The following is an 18,637-nucleotide window of genomic DNA, read 5'->3' as shown; positions in this document are numbered from 1 at the left end:
TGCATTTGCAAGTTCGCCTGCATATCTATAGCTTGTATTGAGCGGCAAAGTAATAAAATTCCAGCCTTGGTCTAAATTAAATGTAAATTTAAGAATTATCTTTATAGCTATCGCTTTTGCATCGTTTGCTTTACTCTCATCGTTACTCAGCCAAGTTTTGACTGTTATTATGTAATCGCTCGTATTCTGGAAATTATAGTTCCAGGAAACTTGCTTTGTAGCATACTGCGCTAAGCTCGTAGTTATAGTCTGGTTGTTACTAAATACAACTTTAGTTACTGGCGGCACAGTCTTGCTGACTGCGACATCATCCACATACCAGCCAATGCCTTCGATTACGCTACTATCTGTAAGGAATCTGAATCTTATTTGAACTGTGCTTCCTGCGTAAGATGAGATATCGAAAGAGCCTTTAGTCCAAGCGCTTTCATAGCTTGTACCTGTATATTGTGTAAGTGCAGTCCATGTCGTTTCCGTAGTTCTCTTAATCTCAACGAAAAGTTTATCGTAAGTGTTCTCAGAAGAGCCTCTGAAATAATACTCGAATTTAGCATTGCTTGTGCCTGTTAAATCAATATTCTGAGAGGTTAAGTTATAATTCACGCTATGTGCATCGTAGAGGCATTTTGCAGAATAACTGCCTGAATTTGCATAAGTAGTATTTCTAACCCATTTGCCTGCAGGCGATACAGTCCACTTACTCAAATCAACTTCAAAACCGTCTGAAAACACTGTAGTCACTTGCTCTGGCTGAAGTATTTCTTTCACTTCGCAGCTCACATTGAAGTTACTCTGCGCGTCTCTACCGTTGTTGATAACTGTAGCAGTAATATCTTGCAATCCAGCAGGATATTTATTTCCATCAATATGAGAGTCAATTGATTTTACAGCGACATCGTTCGCAGGCTCCAGCCATTTGATTATCCTATCCATGATTGTTGATTTGTTTGCAGCGCTATCAGGGCCTTCAAAATACTCGCATGCGATATATACCAATCTATAAACACCAGTATCTACTTTAATAGAAGCGTTTTTAATAGAGCCTTTGTACTTGAACACGACAGAGCCGTAGGAATCGTAAGGTGCTATTTCGCTAGGATAAGAGCCTGTAATAGCAAGATTTGAGAAGCCGTCGCTAATAGGGTCGCCTGTAACGCCATTAAGGTTCTTTATTCCTGAGTTATCCGCAATATACTTCGCATGTAAATAATTTTGATAAAACCCATCTGATTCGTCTGCAATATCGTACCCAATATCTTCACCGCAAATTAGTAGCAAGCCCCCGTTATCAAGATAGAACATAAGATTCTGCCTGTCTGTACTTGTAAGTGTAGAGCTCGAGCCGCTCACAAACCAAATCACAATTTTATACTGCATTAACACAGAAGACCAGCCTGTAATCTGCTCAGGCGCTGTGTAATCGTATTTATAGCCGTTAGCGTCTAAAGCAGCTTTGTAAAATTGTTCGTCAGTACCGCTTTCATCGTCAACCAGCAAAATTTTAGGTATAACTATAGTTAAGGTAGAAATTGTAGAATTTTTCTTTGAATCTCCTTGCGAAGTGCCCTTAACATATATTGTAACATTTGCATCTGGTAGAGCATCAGATGGCGCTGTAACGTTAAGATAAACAGTAGTTTCAGAATTAGCATCTAAAGTTACACTTCCAGCGCTTAGGGTGGCATTCCAGCTTGCATTCATATTGGTTAAACTTAAAATTATAGTATCCGTGAAAGTACCTAGATTTTTTACTTTAATATTATAAGTTGCGGTAGCGCCAGCTCTGACTTTGCTTCTGTTCGTAGGACAGCTCAACTCAACTCTGTAGCCTTGCACAGTAACAGTTTTATTCGCGGTATTATTTAACTCGTTAGTCTCTGCAATAGTATCTGTGGAATCTGCTTTAACGTAGATATTATTCAAGCCCACATAGCCTGTAGTATTCCAGGAAGTTGACGCTAATTTAGTGCCGCCGTTAGCTACAATCGTGCCTACGTTAACAGTATCTATTATTACACCGCCTGCTTTCGGGTCGCCGCTGTAGAAACTCACATTTACGTTATCTGCAGACAAGTTTATGCCTACATTCTTTATAGTAGCGTTAATTATTACAATATCACCTTCGTAAGGTGCAGGATTTGAAAAAGTTATATCGGTCACAGTTAAGTCAGGAAGATTAGGGTCTACAGCAACGTACACTTCGCATACAGCCCAAGGTGAGAAGTCAGTACCATCGAAACTCCTTGCAAATATTCTATGCACGCCTTCACTCACATTTGCAGGATCCCATGTGAGTTGCCAGCTGGTAGTTCCTGTAGCATTCACCCAGAACTCACGGTCTATCTTGACTTGCACGCTTTGAATACTACCGCCGTCTATGGGATCACTTGCACTACCCTTAATTGTTATAGGCGCTGTCTGATATACAGTAGAGCCTTGTGCAGGCTCTGTAATCGTGCATACAGGCTCTTTGTTAGGATAGTTTGTATTTGCAAAATAAGCTTTTAAAAACTCATCCCATCTGTTTTCTTTTGCAATTGAAAGTGCATCATAACCGCTATCGTAACTAGAATCGAAATAGACAGTTAATCCGTAGGCATTTGCATAACTACCGCCAACATTACCGTTTTTAACTACACTTGCATTATAAGCATCCATAAATTCCTGCGCAGCGGCTTGAACCTCACTATCAGGAACATTGGTTTTTAGAAGGCTTGCTAAATGCCATATATCCTTCATATAAGAATAGTAGAAAGCCTGCGCGTTATCTCTTGCAGTTGTTATCTGAGATTTGTAAGTGCTTGCTACATGCCTTAACTTCTGCGATAAATTCTGGAACTGCTCCGCAGCTGGATAGTTGAATTTTGCAGAATCAATACAGGATAGCGTATCTATAGAAGGAGTAACTATATTCCTTTCCACAATCACTCTACCGAACTCAGGTGGAGTCATATTAGGCCATTGCTTCAGAGCTTCACATATGCCAGGATAGTTGCTATCGCTATCTGCAGGCTGCTGACCGTAAATCCAGCCGTCCCAGCCTTCTGTCTCTTCACTTGCTATTATATAATCTACAGTGTGCCAGAGCTCGTAGTGAATAGCGCTTTCAGCCATCAAGCAAGCGTCGAAACCCACAATATCGAGTGGCCGGCCTAAGAATTTACGTATTTCTTCGAATGCATATTTTAATTCGTTAGGATAAAGTCTATCGTTGGATGTGGAATCTATGCATACGCCGCCTTTCCAGCCTCCGCCATGGTCCCAGAGTATTACCATATAATATTTAGCAGGATATTCTTGGATGCCCCATTTAACAAAATCTATTAGCACGTTGGGGTCTCCCATATTCACTTCCCCTATATCTGAAAGCTGGTTTGCTGGTGTTGGCGCCATACCTTGCGTTATTCTAAATCTTTTGCATGTAGTCCAATCCCCGTTACTAGTATCGTGGCCTGAGATTCTATCGAATTGAACTATAATATTAACTTGGGTTGTAGAGCCTGCAACAGCCATTTCGTTAAAATCGTCGATAGCAGCATCTTCCAAATCGCAGTCGCCATCTAAATAGACCATAAAAGTCCAGTCAGCAGTAGTAGCTTTTACAGAGTTATCTGAAAAAGGAGCTTGAGAAATCTCGCTACTTTTGGCAGCATCCAAATAAGTTATTTTCGTATCTAAGCTCTTGCCGTTGAATAGCACTTTATCGCAGCTACTCTCAATAAATCCGCGCTCTGTGTATCTATAAGCTCTTAATGTGCCGTCGAAATCTTCGGTTGTAATCCATACCTCCTCTTCAGCATCTATACCGATTTTAGGTCCTCCGCCACGAATAGCTCGAGGTACAGTCCATGTGGAGCTGGAAGCATCATAGCGCATCCAGTAGCTTACAATCTGTCTTTTTGTATAATCTTCAAATACTAAATAGATAAAATTCCTGCTTTCCAGCCACTCACCAGTACGAGGCAAATATTCTTTTCCGGTTATTGCTGTTGCCTCTTTACCAAGCTCTTGAAATAAAATTTTAGTAGCGCTGTTACTACCCTCAATCCAAATTTTATAATTAACCTCTAATTGCTCAGCTTGCAATTCTGCAGAAGAACTAGCTTGAAAATTATTTGGGTTTGAAGTTGCTAGCGAAGTTAGGGTTAGGAGCACTATTACCGCGAAACTTATAGTTCTAGTATAACTACTCATTTCTAACTTACAGCTCGGCTGTATTATAATTATAATTTGGTCTTTAGTCATATAAATAACTTTCTAATTTTAAACGATAGTTATAAATAGACGAGTGCACAGAAATAAGAATAGAATGAAAGAGCCAAGTAGGATGTCCTATCCAAGAGTTATTCTATGCTCTCTTCTTATAGCTCTAGCAATTGTTTCTTCATCATTCAGTTCAGGAAGGCTATTTTCAATCGGAGCAGCAACTGATAACAAGACGATATTATTACTAAGATATGACTTTCCGCAGCCTGCTGTGACTAAGATAGGTAATTACCATAGAATAACGATGGGCGAGCTTAGTACGGTAGCTATAGGCGGGGCAGGCAAGCCCGAGATGCCTGTAAAAGAAGCTAAAATTTTACTCCCGCCGAACGCAGAAATTGAAAATATGGCGGTGCAGGGAGAGCGAATAAAACTGGCAGGCAGTTATCTTCTAGAGCCTAGTTCCGGAGCAGTGCCTTTATGCTGCGAAGAGCTCAAGAGCATAGCAGCCGATACTATATTTTACAGCTCCGCAACAGAATTCCCTGGGGCACTAAGCTCAACTCCTAGATTACAAGGTTTTAGAGGGTACTCTATACTACTTTTGAACTTATATCCGCTTCAATACATCCCTAAAACAGGCGAGCTGTACTATTATAGCGAATTGGAGCTAAGTGTAAGTTTGAGTTTTAGAGCTCAGGAGATAACAGAGCTTTATAGAGGTTTTTCAGAAGATAGAAGTCAAGTAATGCAGATAGTGGATAACCCAGAGATTTTGAGTTATTACGAGACCTTACCGAATAAAGGTTTGAAAGCGAGCGTCAGGTATTTAATAATAACAGATGCAAATCTTGTTAGTGCATTTAATCCTCTAGTCGATTGGAGAACTCAGCGTGGAATAAGCACTGCAATTGAAACAGTCCAAAATATAACTAACAATTACACAGGCGCAGACACTCAAGAAAAAATTCGTAACTACATCAAAGATAAATATCTAAGCTGGGGCGTTGAATACGTGCTTTTAGGCGCTGACGACGAGCTATTACCGCATAGAGGTTTCTACGTCGATATTGGCGATGTAAGTGATGAAGACATACCTTGCGATTTGTACTACGGTGGGCTTGACGGTACTTGGAATACAGACGGCGACAGTTACTGGGCTGAGCCAGGAGAAGAGGATTATTATGCAGAAGTCTATGTAGGTAGAGCGCCTGTAAATACTGTAACAGAAGCTCAGACTTTCGTTAATAAACTAAAATCATTCGAAGGCTCTGCAAGATCGAAGAACATTACACTCCACGGCAATGTAGTTGACAACCACGGTACTACAACAAGAGATTGTAAAGAAGGCGGTCTAGAAACAGATGTACCTTTAGAGAACAGAGTTGGCGTGCGGTACTACCTGCCTACTGACTATGCAATAACGCCTCTTTACGATAGTGGTACAGGCGCAGTTACTATTAATAAAACTATTTGGGAAAATCAATGGAAGGAGGGCAGATTAATAATAAATCACGGCAGTCATGGGAATGTAGAAGAATATTACATTAACTATCAAGGCACCAAAATAAGTTATACAGATACTTCTGCGTACGCGCTTACTAACAGCTACTATCCAATACATTTAACTATAGCTTGCTATACAGGCTCTTTCGACGGCAGGAATCCTCCGTTCCCTTACGGCTCCGGCGGCTACGTGTCAGATAAAGATTGTTTAGCAGAAGAGTTTATAATTAATCCCGGTGGAGGATGCTCCGCATGTATAATGAACAGCAGGTTCGGACTGTACGGCGGTCAAAATAAACCAATAAAATTCAGCGGCGAGCTAGATGTGCAGTTCTATAACAAAACCTTCAATCTTTCTATTCCTTATGTGGGTAAAGCTCTACAGCTTACCAGAGAGCATTTTGCACCTTTAGCAGCGCAAGGCACTAACAACGGGAGCGATTACGATGCCTATCGCTGGGTAGTCTACACCTGGAATTTGCTTGGCGATCCTATAATGGAACTTGTAATTTTCAAGCCTCCTGAAAATGATGTTGGCATTGAGCATGTGAATATTTCTGAGGAGGTTAGCGGAATATACTATACCGGGCCACATTACATCAACGCAACTGTAAAGAACTACGGCAACCGCTCCCAAGAGCCTTTTAACGTATCTTGCGAAATTGCTGAAATAGTTGGTAGTAGTGAGATTGTAGTTTTCAATAACACGAAGCAGACTACCGGAGTAATGGCTCAAAACGATACCCAATTAATTACGTGGAGCTACGAGTTCAAGGAGCAAGCAACTTACAGAATAAACGTTAGAACTTTGTTGGGTAGTGACGAGAAATCAGCAAACAATCTGGGCTCGGTACAAATTGACGTTAAGTTTTTAATTGCAGTTACAGAAGGCTGGAATTTAGTTGCCTTACCTTACTTCCCTAAAGAGCTTAAAGCAAGTGAATTAGCTAATAATATTCCTTACTGCAGTCATATAAAAAGATTCGACTCAGAGCTACAAGTTTACGAAACTTATACAAAAGGAACGCCGGCGAGCGATTTCTATTTAGAGAAAGGTTCTGGCTATTTCGTATACGTTACTCAGAGTAGTAAATTCTATATTAACGGCTCCAAGGCGAGCGTATTCGCTAAAAGCTTAAAGCCGGGTTGGAACCTTTTAGGAGCAGTTGCTGAGAGCACTACCAAAGCCAGCTATATAAGCTCTACAATTAATTATTGCTCTGCAATAGCTTATTGGGATAAAGGGCTTGGCAGATTTGTAATTCATATACCAAACACTGCAGTAGGAGATTTCGATATAGAGCGAACAGATGGTTTTGCTGTATATGTGGCTAGTAAAAGCAGCTGGGTGAATAGAGATTGGAGCAGGAGAAGAGCTATTAGCATAAACAACTCTGCAAATCCAAACACATTAACGGAGTACCAGCTGAAGCTCTCAATTCCATACGATTCTGATATGAATTCCGATTTTTCAGATTTGAGGTTTGTAGATTATGAGCTCACTACCGAGCTGCCCTACTGGCTTGAAAATTATGTAGCTAGCAGCTCTGCAAATGTCTGGATTAAAGTGCCTAGAATAGAAGCCTCTACCACAACTACTATTTACATGTATTACGGCAATCCAAACGCTACAAGTATAAGCGACCCTGATAGCGTATTTATATTATATGATAATTTTGAAAAGGACAAAGGCTGGAGCTATTACGAGACTGTATCTCAATTAACAGGCGGTTATGCTACAGACCAATATTTTTCGCCAATCCAATCTTATAAACTCCAACTTCCGGGAGGCTCTTCTATGGACTTAGGCAACTATACCGAAATATACAAAATCATAACTTTGAGCTCGCTCGATAGCATTAACATATCTGTCTATAACCGTGGCTATAATGACGGAGGCTCTTCTGCAGAAGTTTATATGAGGGTATTGGTAAACGAGTCGATAATTATAAGCAATAATATACCCAGCGGCACTTCTACAGTTGCATGGACTTTAAGGACAGGCACTTACGCACCAAGTTCATTAACAATAAAACTCCAGCTTAGATTGTACTTTAACGATTCAGGCACCAAGTGGGCTGAAAGAGACTGCTGGTGGGACGATATTATGGTGCGCAAGCACTCAGCACAAGAGCCTAGCTGCCAGATAGGCAGTGAGGAAATTGCTGGGACATAAACACCAAGGAACAAAAAGTATTTTACATCATAAATATTTACTCTAAAACGATCACTATGAGTTCAAAAAAAATAATTGGTTTGGGAGTTGCTGGTATAATCGCCCTAATACTTATATGCTCAACGATTGGAACTACACCTAGTGCAGCAGGTGATGAGCACTCTCCAGGATTGAAAAACGATGTAGAGATAACTACTGAAGTGCTATGGAAAGATAGGGTTATGTATTTCGATGGAAATATAACAATTTCGGCTGGAGGAAAACTAATAATCGATAATACTACAGTCAGCTTTAACGCAACCCCGACCGTACCTTTCGCCCTCGTAGTGAAATCAGGCGGAGAGCTTTGGGTATTAAACAACTCTAGGATCGATGTAACACCTCCAACAAAAAAGCAGCAAAACAACTTCTATTTTAGAGTAGAAAGAGACGCAACCCTTGTAATGGAAAACTCAACTTTAAGTAATTGCGGTAGAAGTTTCGCTCCTTGGGAAAATGCTGGCCTGTTTATTAGTTCTAACAACGTTACAATCTATAATTCTGCAGTTACTAATAATTATTGCGGGCTGGTAGTCAATGGCTCTTCGCCACTTAAAATAGAAGGAAATAAAATATTAAAAAACACCAGGTACGGTGTAGTACTTGTCAGAGCTAGCTGCAATCTAACTAACAACACAATAGAAGGGAACGGAGAAGTAACTGACGATGCAGGCATAGTTTTCGACTCCTCCTCTGAGCTTACTCTCTTTGGAAACAACATACTCAGAAATACTAACGACGGGATTCGCGGCTACGGCGGTGTGTTGACTATGGCGAATAATAACATTTCAAAACATGCCTCTCATGGCATGTTTCTAGAGTCAGCAAAGGTTGAGCTCGTAAGTAACAATATATCCTCTAACGGCAGAGGACTAGCTTTATGTTACGTATATGGCAATGTTACAAACAACATCTTCGAAGGTAACAATTTAGGTATTTCGATTGTTGGTGTTGCTGAGTTAAAAATAGCAAATAACAGAATAGAAAACAACCTAGGTGCTGGTATCATCTTTGCAGCTTCCTCCTCAGCTGAAGTTATAGGTAATACAATAGCTGGCAATGGAGAGGATGGTATACGCTGTTATGAGTATTCTAGGCCGACTATCAGAGATAACATAATATCTTACAACGGCAGGAACGGTATCTATTTTATTAGAGCGATTAGCGTAGAGCTAGAAAACAACATACTCACATCCAATACCAAGCCAGGTATAGAAATAGAGGGTGGCGGGATTAAAAATTTAACTAATAACATACTAGAAAATAATAATGTAGGAATTAGGTGCTCCGGAGGAGCGAGTGTTTACAAACTTGCAAATAATACCCTTAAAAACGGCAGCACTGGTATTGATTGCAGTAGCTCTTCTATAAAAGAGCTCTATAAAAATACAATTGAAAATTTTACTGAGGCTATCAAGCTATCCCATGCTACCGATATATGCTCGATTTCAGGAAACGATATAACTAAAAATAATATAGGGATTTATTGCGATGATACAGGTATTGTTAGCCCTAAAAACAAGACTATTACATACAACAATATATCTTTTAGTAATACAGGTATATACTGCCGATATTCTTCGCCCAAAATTACCATCGGAAATAATATTTCCAACAATAATTTAGCTATATACCTTTCAGGTGCAAGCGCTGAAGTAGATTATTCGAACAATACCTTCGAAAACAATGCTGATGGCATATTATTGCAGGAATGGTATTTGAAGGTAAGGGTTAGAGCTGATACTGAGAATGTAAAAGACGCCCAAGTAGTTGTGAAGGATAATCGTGGTACTGAGGTTCTAAATGGAACTACATCTTATGAAGGCCGTATAGAAGGCTGGGTCGCTCAATATAAAAAATTGAACGATAATAGTGTAGAGAGCTATACTCCTCATACTGTTGCAGCTAATAAGACATACGTAGGCAAAGCTAGTAGGGCTGTGCCTATAACAAACAACACTCTGGACTTGGAGGTTATCCTAACAATACCAGAGCTCTATCTGGAAGAAATTACGGTTTCAGGCTTTCTAAGTGAAGGGCAATCTGTTACTGTAGGAGCGCTCGTGGTCAATAACGGTACTGCAAAAGCTGAAAATGTAATTGTTAGATTTTTATGTAATAACTTAACGTTAGGGAATAAAACTATTAGTTTTATTGCAGCCGGCGATAGCAAAGAAGCAGCTATCATATGGATCGCAACTAAGGGCAATAATTTGTTTGAAGCTCAAGTTGACCCTGATAATTTAATTGAAGAGAGAGCAAATATGATTCAAAACAATAATAAGACAAAATCGATATTAATAAATGAAAAGCCTCTAGCGATATTATCGGCTGAACCTTCCGAGGTTTCTACTTATGTAGATGTGACTTTTTATGCAGGTCTCTCAAGTGACCCTGACGGAATAGTAACTGCATACTGGTTTGAGTTCGGAGACGGTGCTAATAGCGGTTGGACAACATGGACGGTAAAACACAACTACACAAATAAAGGACAATATAATTGTAGGGTAAAAGTCAAAGATAATTTTGGTGCTGAAAGCGACTGGAGTAGCGCAGTAGAAGTTAGAGTACTGAATAGACCACCGATAGCAAACGTTACCGCGAGCGTAAAAGAGGCTTATACTTATGAGGAAATAATATTCTACGCTACAGGTAGCTACGATGGGGAAGAGCCTTACGAGCAACTTTATGGAGAAGCAGGTCATCGAATAATAAAATATTATTGGGATTTTGGTGACGGCATAGCTATTGCAACTACAGAGCCTATAGTAAGTCATAACTACTCAGATAACGGTACCTATATTGTTGCGCTTGTAGCTCAAGATGACGATTTTGATAATAGCACTAAAGCAACTTTATCAGTTCTAATACTAAATCGTGCGCCAACAGCTTTGTTCAGAGTAACGCCAACAATAGCATCTGTAAACGATAAGTTGCAGTTTAACGCTACTTCAGCTAAAGATTTAGATGGCGAAATTGCTAATTACACTTGGGATTTCGGTGACGGGAGTAAAGGCTATGGCGCGGTTTGCGAGCATTCTTATACTCAGCCAGGGATTTATACAGTTACACTCACAGTTTCAGATGACGACGGCGCTAACAGCACTAGTATTGCAGTTGTAGAGATCAAGCGTTTGCCAACTTGGATTGAACTTTATTACAAAGAAGTATATGTTACTGGCGCTATAATATGTGTTGCAGGAGCTGTATTTTTCGCGTTTCGATGGTATGTGGAAGCTAAGCGCAGAGAAGAAGAGGTTAAGGCATGGGCTGAAAAGCGGGGTATTGCAAAAGAGGAAGCACTAAAAGAAAAATTAAGAGAGTGGGCTGAAGAGAAGAAGAAAGTAAAGACAATTGATGATAGAATAAAAGAATGGGCTGCCAAGAGAGAAGCTGATAAGAAGATAAGGGAAGAACGGCTAAAGGAATGGGCTGAGAAGCGCGAGGAAGAGAAAAGGAAGAAAGAATTAGAGAAATGGGCTGAGAAGAAGCGAGAGAAGAAGGTAAAATAAAATCACAGTTCAAAGCCTGTAGTCAGTGTTTTAGTGTCAGATATTCCAGAGATTGCCCTTATTCTGTTTATTATTACAGAGCCTAGCGCATCTGGGTCTTTAGCCTCTACCTTCGCTATTATATCGTAATCACCAAACACAGGATAAAGCTCTTTGATTTCTGCAATCTTCTTTAAAGCGGTAAACACTTCGCTTTCTTTGCCTGGCATTGTTGTTATTAATACAAATCCTATTGCCATTTGGCTCACCAAGCTTAGTTATGGGCTTTTGCTATTATAAATCTTTTTAAAACCAATCCTCAACGATTTTCTGTGTCCTCTTTTCTTGAATATTGAATTTCTGCAGAGCTTTTTCAACCCTCTCTATAGAAAAATTATGCTCTTTGCATAAAAGCTCTTTTACAGCTTTATGATCAGCTTCTCTCCAAATAAGCTTATAATTGTCTGTGACCTCAGGATTTAAAAAAATAGCTCTTATCAAATCGTAATGCTCTATCCTCTCGCCTAATACTCTCAAAACATTTTCCAGATTGCTATGCTCTTTGATTAATTTTAAAGCTTTCTTTGCACCTATACCCTTTATTCCTAGATTAAAATCAGTACCTACTAAAATGCCAATATCTACAAGCTGCTCTTTTGTTAGTTCTAAGCTCTCAAGCGTTTTTGCACTATCAATTTCTTCAGGCTCTATTTCGATATAAATATTTTTACGAGGTAGTTTGCGCCTTCCTGTAATAGTCAAATTTCTTATGAGCTTAGGTGCCCCAAAAAGTAAAGAATCGAAATCTTGCGATGCAGTGCAGTAAACATCTTTTTTACTAGCCATATAACTAGCCTGAGCTTCACCTTCACTAGGAGCACTAATATAAGGTATTCCTAAAGCTTTAAGCAGCAATTTAGAATCTTCAACTAACTCTTTAGTAAGCTTTGAAGACTGCATTGCTTTTATACGAGCTGTTTCTAAATCGCCCCTTTCTAAAGCCTCTTTCCATTCCCGAGCAGCTTTCTCCCTTAAATCAGCTCTTCCTTCAATAGTCTGAAATTTAAGTTTGCTCGGCACACCATCAAATACATAAACAGGCTTAATACCATGTTCAACTAAATTAGAGGTTCTGTAGAACAAGCCAGAGAGATGCGATGTAACTCTTCCATGAGAATCTTTTAATGGAGTACCGTCAGGCTGACGAATTATAGATAAGAATTGGTAAAGAGCATTATAAGCATCGATTGCAATAACCTTATTTTTAAAAGCTCCCAGAGTTTTGCGCTCTTTAATAACAATCTCTCCTATATCTACGCCCATAAAGATGAATAACGGTCGGGGTTTAAAAACTTTATTTCTTTTTGAGTAAAATTTTAGTTATTGTAAAGATATCTTTGTGTTGTGAAGAGAAGCGAGCTCATTACAATTATATTAATGGGTTGTATGTTCGTTATCGTGCAGGTAACAGCTATAGCGATCACACCTACATTTAGAGAAGCGAAAGTACAGGCTTTTGAGCAGCCTGAGAAACTATCAAATGTAATTCTATATCTGGGACTGATTCTTGTCATTACCATTGCTATACTTGTAATTGCCAGATACGGCTGGAAAAAGCTACTGCGCGGAATGATACTGTTTGCAGTTTTAATAACCATTATTTACGTTTTATACCCTTTATTCTGGAAGTTCATACCATCGATTTCGATCAATGATACAGCTATTGATATACCGCTGGTTTTAGGGCTTGCATGGGCAGGAGTGCTTACTTACTATCTTTATAAATTCCCAGAGTGGTATGTGGTAGATACTATAGGAGTCGTTATAGCTGCTGGCGCAGCCTCTGTCTTCGGACTGTCTTTCCATATACTGCCTGCAGTAATATTATTAATAGCTTTAGCAATTTACGATGTAATTGCAGTTTACAAGACGAAGCATATGATAGAGCTTGCTGATAGCGTTGTAGAACTAAAATTACCTGTAATTTTAGTACTGCCTAAGAAGTCAGGCTATTCTTTTATGCGCCAAAAAAGCTTAAAGGAGCAGATTGCTAGCAAAAAGGAAAGGGAAGCTTTTTTTATGGGGCTTGGCGACCTTGTTATTCCTGCAATTCTAACAGTTTCTGCATTCAGATTTGTTGAAAGTATTCTCGTAGCGTATTCTACTTTATTAGGCTCTTTGATAGGCTTTATTATATTGACAAGCTTAGTTGCCAAAGGAAAACCTCACGCAGGCTTACCTTTACTCAATGCAGGTGCGCTACTAGGCTACTTTATCTCCTATTATTTAGTCTTCAGAAATTTTACGTTTGGGATTGTTGTATGAGAGCTATTGTAATAAGCGACCTCCATGGTAAAGACGTGAGTGAATTTGTAAATAATCTTATTAAAAAGCAAGACGCAGAGCTTTTAATTATAGCTGGCGATATAACTCAGTTTGGACCTGCAAAATGGGTCGCTGAGTTTTTAAATAAAATCGCAACTCAAACAATTGCAATACCTGGCAACTGTGATCCAGCAAGCGTTATTGAAGAGCTAGCGAAAACAAAAGCCATTCCTTTACACAACAAAAAAATCAAATTTAAAAACTTAACTTTCGTAGGGTTTGGAGGCTCTAATATTACTCCTTTCAATACAATTCTTGAGTTCCCAGAAAGCTATATCTACGAAGCGCTTGCTAAAATTATGGAAAGAGAATGTATACTTGTAACGCACTGCCCTGCGAAAGGCATTCTTGACTACATGGCTGGAAAAGGTAATTTAGGCAGCGAGGCAATTGCTAAAATAGTTAAAGAATACGAGCCTAAACTCCATATCTCTGGGCACATTCACGAAGCGCGAGGAATAGAAATGGTAGGCAAAACACTTCATTTAAATCCAGGGCAGGCAGGTAAAGGATGCGCTGCTTTAGTGCGAATAGACAATAAAATAGAAGCTGAACTTTTGTAAGTTTAATTTTTTATTTCCTATATTATGAGTTGTATGGCTAAAAATATTATGTTATCAAGAAAGAGGAGCCACAACCGCTTGTACAAAGATTTATAATCTCTGGCTACCATACCAGATACGGTGATAACATGGCAAAAGCAGTTGGTTTGGAAAAAATAGACATTTCGGAAGTAAAAAAGATTTGTGAAAAGCAAGGTCTAAAGCCGGGGAGAGTAAAAGGTACAGAAGGAGTACAGTTCACAAAAGGCAGGAACCCAAATGTAGAAGTGCTTTCCTGGGATGAGTTTGAAACTGCGCTTAAAGCGAGGCGCTTGGCAGTATTCGCAAGCAGGCCTAGTGGTAGAGCAAAAACTAGATTTATGAAAATAATGAAGCGCTGAGCTCCATTTCCTCTCTTTTTTCTGATTTTTTTCCCTTCATGCTGAGTTTCTGGATTGATAGATTAAATTTTATCCTTACAAAAACAGTCTCAGCACTTGACAAAAAAAGAAAAGGTATTCTTTTCTCAGGAGGACTTGATTCTTCAATTCTTGCTTTTTTAGTAAGCAAACATGCAGAAGTTGTGCTATACGTTGCTGGTATTGAGGGCGCTTATGATATTGACGTTGCAAGGAAATCAGCACAGTTACTTAACCTCCAGCTTATAGAAATTTTTCTGACTGAGAAAGATATTGAAGAAGCACTTCCTATAATTTCAAAAATTGTCATATCAAAAAACCCTATCGAGATTTCTTACCTTCTGCCGCTATTCTTTGTAGCCAAGCATTCTAGAGAGAAGGAGCTATTATCGGCTTACGGCGCTGATGAGCTTTTTGCAGGCTATGCCAAATATCTTAAGTCTGAAAATTTAGAAGAAGAGCTTAAAAAAGATTTACTGAGCTTGAAAGAGAAAGGAATGCCGAGCGCTCAAAAAATTGCAAGTTATTTCAATAAAGAGCTTAAAGCACCTTTTCTTGAGCTCGAAATTATAGAGCTTGGCTTGAAAATACCTGTTGAGTATAAAATAAAAGATGGCACAAGAAAACATGTCCTAAGAGAATCTGCTCGTGTATTAGGACTGCCTGAAGAGATTGTGGTGAAAGAAAAGAAAGCGGCACAGTATGGCTCAGGTATAATGAAAGTAATGAAAAAACTCGCTGCCAGAGGGAATTTGACCTTAAAAGAATATTTAGAAAAATTTTAATACCGAGCAACATTTTTTCCTGTATGATGAGAAAGCAGATTTTAATTTTAGCAGTCTTAAGTTTGATAATTATCTTATTTCTGCCTATGCCCAACTATTCTCAGCAACATTCTACTCTTAAAAAATGGACTATCATGATCTATCTTGATGCTGATAACAATCTTGAAGAAGCAGGTATAGAAGATTTTAACGAACTTGAAGTTATAGGCTCTTCAAACGAAGTCAATGTTGTTGTCCAAATTGATAGAATAGATGAATATGACGATAGTAACAACGATTGGAAAGGCGCAAAAAGATATTATGTAACAAAAGACGAAGATACAGCAATCATTAATTCAGTTGAATTAGAGGATTTAGGAGAAGTGAACATGGGCGACCCTGCTACTCTTATAGATTTTGTGCTTTGGTCGATAGAAAATTATCCTGCAGAGCATTATCTACTTGATTTCTGGGATCATGGCGGAGCTTGGACAGGAGTCTGCTGGGATGATACTGACAAGGACTATCTAACTTTGCCTGAAATAGATTATGCATTAAGAGAGGCAAGAAAAAAAATCAATAAAAATATTGACTTAGTACTTTTCGATGCTTGTAATATGGGTAGTCTCGAAGTTTTTTATCAACTCCGAAATTATGTAGATGTAGCTGTTGGCTCGGAAGCTACAGTACCTGGCGATGGCTGCCCTTACGATAAAATACTGTCTTTTTTAGTAGACACCCCGGCAGCTACTCCAGAAGAGCTTGCTGCAGTAATTGTAGATTCTTATATAAATTCTTACACAGATGGTGAAAGCGATCCAGACGATGTTAGCTGGGCTACAATGAGCGCTTTTAAGCTCGAAAAATTTCATTTGCTAGCGGAACAAATAGATCAATTATGTATGCTATTATCGAAGAATGCGGCTTTACCTCCTCAAGGCTATAACTTACAGATAGTGGACTCGAGGAATAGAGCAGAAACTTTCTATACACCAGCACCGTCGCCCTTTCTAGATATTATTCCAAATCTTCGCACTTCTATTATAGATTTCTACGATTTTGGAGCTGAAATTAATTCTCCACGACATTTTAGGATTGATGAGCGCGCAAAACTCAAAGCACGGGAAGCAATGAAAATTTTTGATGAACTGAAGCTTGCCTCGAAACATGCGGGCGCTTTCCCAGACTCGCACGGCCTAACCATATATTTTCCTAACGATAAAACAACTCAATATAAAGAAGATTACGGTAAACTAGCATTTGCTGAGCATAAATATTGGGATGAGTTCATTGAGTGTGTGAATTATCCTCAAAACGCTGAGAATATACCTCCTACTTGTTTAATCTTAGAGCCTAAGAATTATGAAATTATCACAGCTCAAGATTATTTAATCAAAGGTATTGCTTTCGATGTAGAATCTTTACGGCAAATTCAAATTAAGATAGACGATGGCGAGTGGCAAATTGTAGAAGGTCTTGAAGAATGGCATTACAATTGGAAGGCAACGCAGGGGACTCATAAAATTTATGCAATGAGTTTTGATGGCACACAATATTCAGTTGAATTTGAGATTGAAGTTGAAGTTTTAGAATCGCCAAGAGCTGCTACTGTACCATTTTGGATCATTATTGCAATAGTAGTAGTTGTGCTCGCAATTTTGTATGCAATTATTAAAACCAGGCGCATAACAAAAAAGCTCTAAAAACCAAAAATTTATACTCCCATCTTTGTTTATCTAATTACGATAAAATGTCGCTAGAATTTTTCTTCAATCCCAAGAGTATTGCAGTTATAGGCGCCAGCAGAACCCAAGGCAAAATAGGTTACGAAACTTTAAAAAATCTGATTATTTATGATTACAAAGGCAAGGTCTACCCAGTGAATCCAAATGCAGAAGAAATTCTTGGCTTGAGATGCTATCCCAGTGTAAAAGAAATTAATGAGCAAGTAGAACTTGCAATTATAGTAGTTCCTGCTAAACTTGTACCAAGCGTTGTTGAAGAATGCGGTAAGAAAGGAATTAAAGGCGTAGTAATAATTTCTTCAGGCTTCGTTGAGATAGGCAATTACGAACTTGCAGAAAAAGTTCTGAGAGTTGCGAAGAAACATAATATGAGAATACTAGGTCCTAATACAATGGGTTTTAAAAACGCCACCGATGGCTTAGATGCTAGTTTCGTGTTCGGTATGCCTTACAGAGGCAAAATAAGCATAGTTAGTCAGAGTGGCGCACTCAGCGTTAGCGTAATTCATCACGCTCTACGCGAAAAGATAGGTCTGGCTAAGGTTATAGGTGTCGGTAATAAGCTGGATCTGAGCGAAGAGGATTTAATAGAATATCTAAATCAGGACAAAGATACCAAGGTTATATGCATGTACATCGAAGGCTTAAAAGATGGTAGAAAATTTTTGCAAGCTGCAAAAAAATGCAGAAAGCCTATTCTTGTGATAAAGTCAGGCAGAACGCAAGCAGGTGCTAAAGCAGCAATTTCGCATACAGGCTCTTTAGCAGGAATCGATGAAATTTACGGAGGTGCTTTCAAGCAAGCAAATATAATAAGAGCCAAAGATGTAACTGAACTTTTCGATTTTGCAAATGCACTTGCTAATCAGTCTCCTGCAAAAGGTAAAAGAATAGGTATAATTTCCAACGGCGGCGGCGCAGGTATTATGCTCGCAGATACATGTTGTGAGAATAATTTGCTAGTACCGGAACTAGATGAAAAGGCAATTGCAAAACTAGAAAAAATTCTACCACCTTTGGTCAAGCCAAGAAATCCTGTAGATTTAGTTGCGGACGCTAGCTTCTATCGCTATGAAGGAGCGATGCGCACTCTACTTGAAGCTGAAAATATTGATGGTATAATAGTGGCATGCGTGCACGGAGGCTATGCTAGACCAAGAGAATATGTTGGCGCAGTATTGAAAATAGCGCTGCAAAGCAAAGACAAAGCTCCTGACAAGCCAATAATATGCTGCTGGATAGGCGGTAAGGAAGTAGAAGAGGTAATTGAAGATTTGAAAGGCGCAAATATACCTGTTTATCAAGATACTACTCGCGCTGCTCGCGCTATGTATGCACTTGTTAAAGAAGGTTATAGACTGGGG

At 39.1% G+C, this 18,637-nt stretch carries 11 protein-coding genes; 8 read left to right on the top strand and 3 right to left on the bottom strand.

Annotation, left to right across the window (positions count from 1 at the left end; translation table 11 throughout):
* The coding region (locus tag QMD21_03060; GenBank protein MDI6855749.1) for a clostripain-related cysteine peptidase at positions 1–4,245 on the bottom strand (4,245 nt) is incomplete at its 3' end.
* Positions 4,246–4,309: 64 nt separating this feature from the next.
* On the opposite strand from QMD21_03060, the gene QMD21_03055 reads away from it, so the two are divergent.
* Both QMD21_03055 and QMD21_03050 read left to right on the top strand, forming a co-directional pair.
* Entirely contained in the window at positions 4,310–7,888 is a 3,579-nt protein-coding gene (locus tag QMD21_03055; protein ID MDI6855748.1) for a DUF2341 domain-containing protein, read from the top strand.
* Between the two features lie 56 nt (positions 7,889–7,944).
* Complete coding sequence (locus tag QMD21_03050; GenBank protein ID MDI6855747.1) at positions 7,945–11,439, top strand: PKD domain-containing protein; 3,495 nt, start codon at positions 7,945–7,947, stop codon at positions 11,437–11,439.
* Positions 11,440–11,441: 2 nt separating this feature from the next.
* On the opposite strand, the gene QMD21_03045 is transcribed toward QMD21_03050, so the two are convergent.
* Both QMD21_03045 and fen read right to left on the bottom strand, forming a co-directional pair.
* Positions 11,442–11,678: an Lrp/AsnC ligand binding domain-containing protein gene (locus tag QMD21_03045; protein MDI6855746.1), complete on the bottom strand. Its 237-nt coding sequence runs from the start codon at positions 11,676–11,678 to the stop codon at positions 11,442–11,444.
* 46 nt (positions 11,679–11,724) lie between these two features.
* Entirely contained in the window at positions 11,725–12,741 is a 1,017-nt protein-coding gene (gene fen / locus QMD21_03040) for a flap endonuclease-1 (protein MDI6855745.1), read from the bottom strand.
* Positions 12,742–12,822: 81 nt separating this feature from the next.
* Between fen and QMD21_03035 the strand changes: the two genes are divergently transcribed.
* The 6 genes from QMD21_03035 to QMD21_03010 form a co-directional block, all read left to right on the top strand.
* Positions 12,823–13,743 carry a presenilin family intramembrane aspartyl protease PSH gene (locus QMD21_03035; GenBank protein MDI6855744.1) on the top strand — a complete coding sequence of 307 codons (921 nt, stop codon included), beginning with the start codon at positions 12,823–12,825 and terminating at the stop codon, positions 13,741–13,743.
* Positions 13,740–14,366, top strand: coding sequence for a metallophosphoesterase family protein (locus QMD21_03030; GenBank protein MDI6855743.1), 627 nt, complete (start codon positions 13,740–13,742; stop codon positions 14,364–14,366). Before QMD21_03035 ends, QMD21_03030 begins: the two co-directional genes overlap by 4 nt.
* A 128-nt stretch (positions 14,367–14,494) precedes the next feature.
* Entirely contained in the window at positions 14,495–14,746 is a 252-nt protein-coding gene (locus QMD21_03025) for a hypothetical protein (protein ID MDI6855742.1), read from the top strand.
* 38 nt (positions 14,747–14,784) lie between these two features.
* On the top strand, positions 14,785–15,549 hold the full coding sequence (locus QMD21_03020; GenBank protein MDI6855741.1) for an asparagine synthase C-terminal domain-containing protein: 765 nt from the start codon (positions 14,785–14,787) through the stop codon (positions 15,547–15,549).
* A gap of 26 nt (positions 15,550–15,575) precedes the next feature.
* Positions 15,576–17,231: a clostripain-related cysteine peptidase gene (locus tag QMD21_03015; protein ID MDI6855740.1), complete on the top strand. Its 1,656-nt coding sequence runs from the start codon at positions 15,576–15,578 to the stop codon at positions 17,229–17,231.
* A gap of 47 nt (positions 17,232–17,278) precedes the next feature.
* Positions 17,279–18,637, top strand: a 1,359-nt coding sequence (locus tag QMD21_03010; GenBank protein ID MDI6855739.1) for a CoA-binding protein, incomplete at its 3' end; no start/stop codon positions are given.

Source organism: Candidatus Thermoplasmatota archaeon, assembly GCA_030018475.1.
In the GTDB taxonomy this organism is placed as follows: Archaea; Thermoplasmatota; JASEFT01; order JASEFT01; family JASEFT01; genus JASEFT01.
This window is presented reverse-complemented; position numbering and strand designations above follow the sequence as displayed.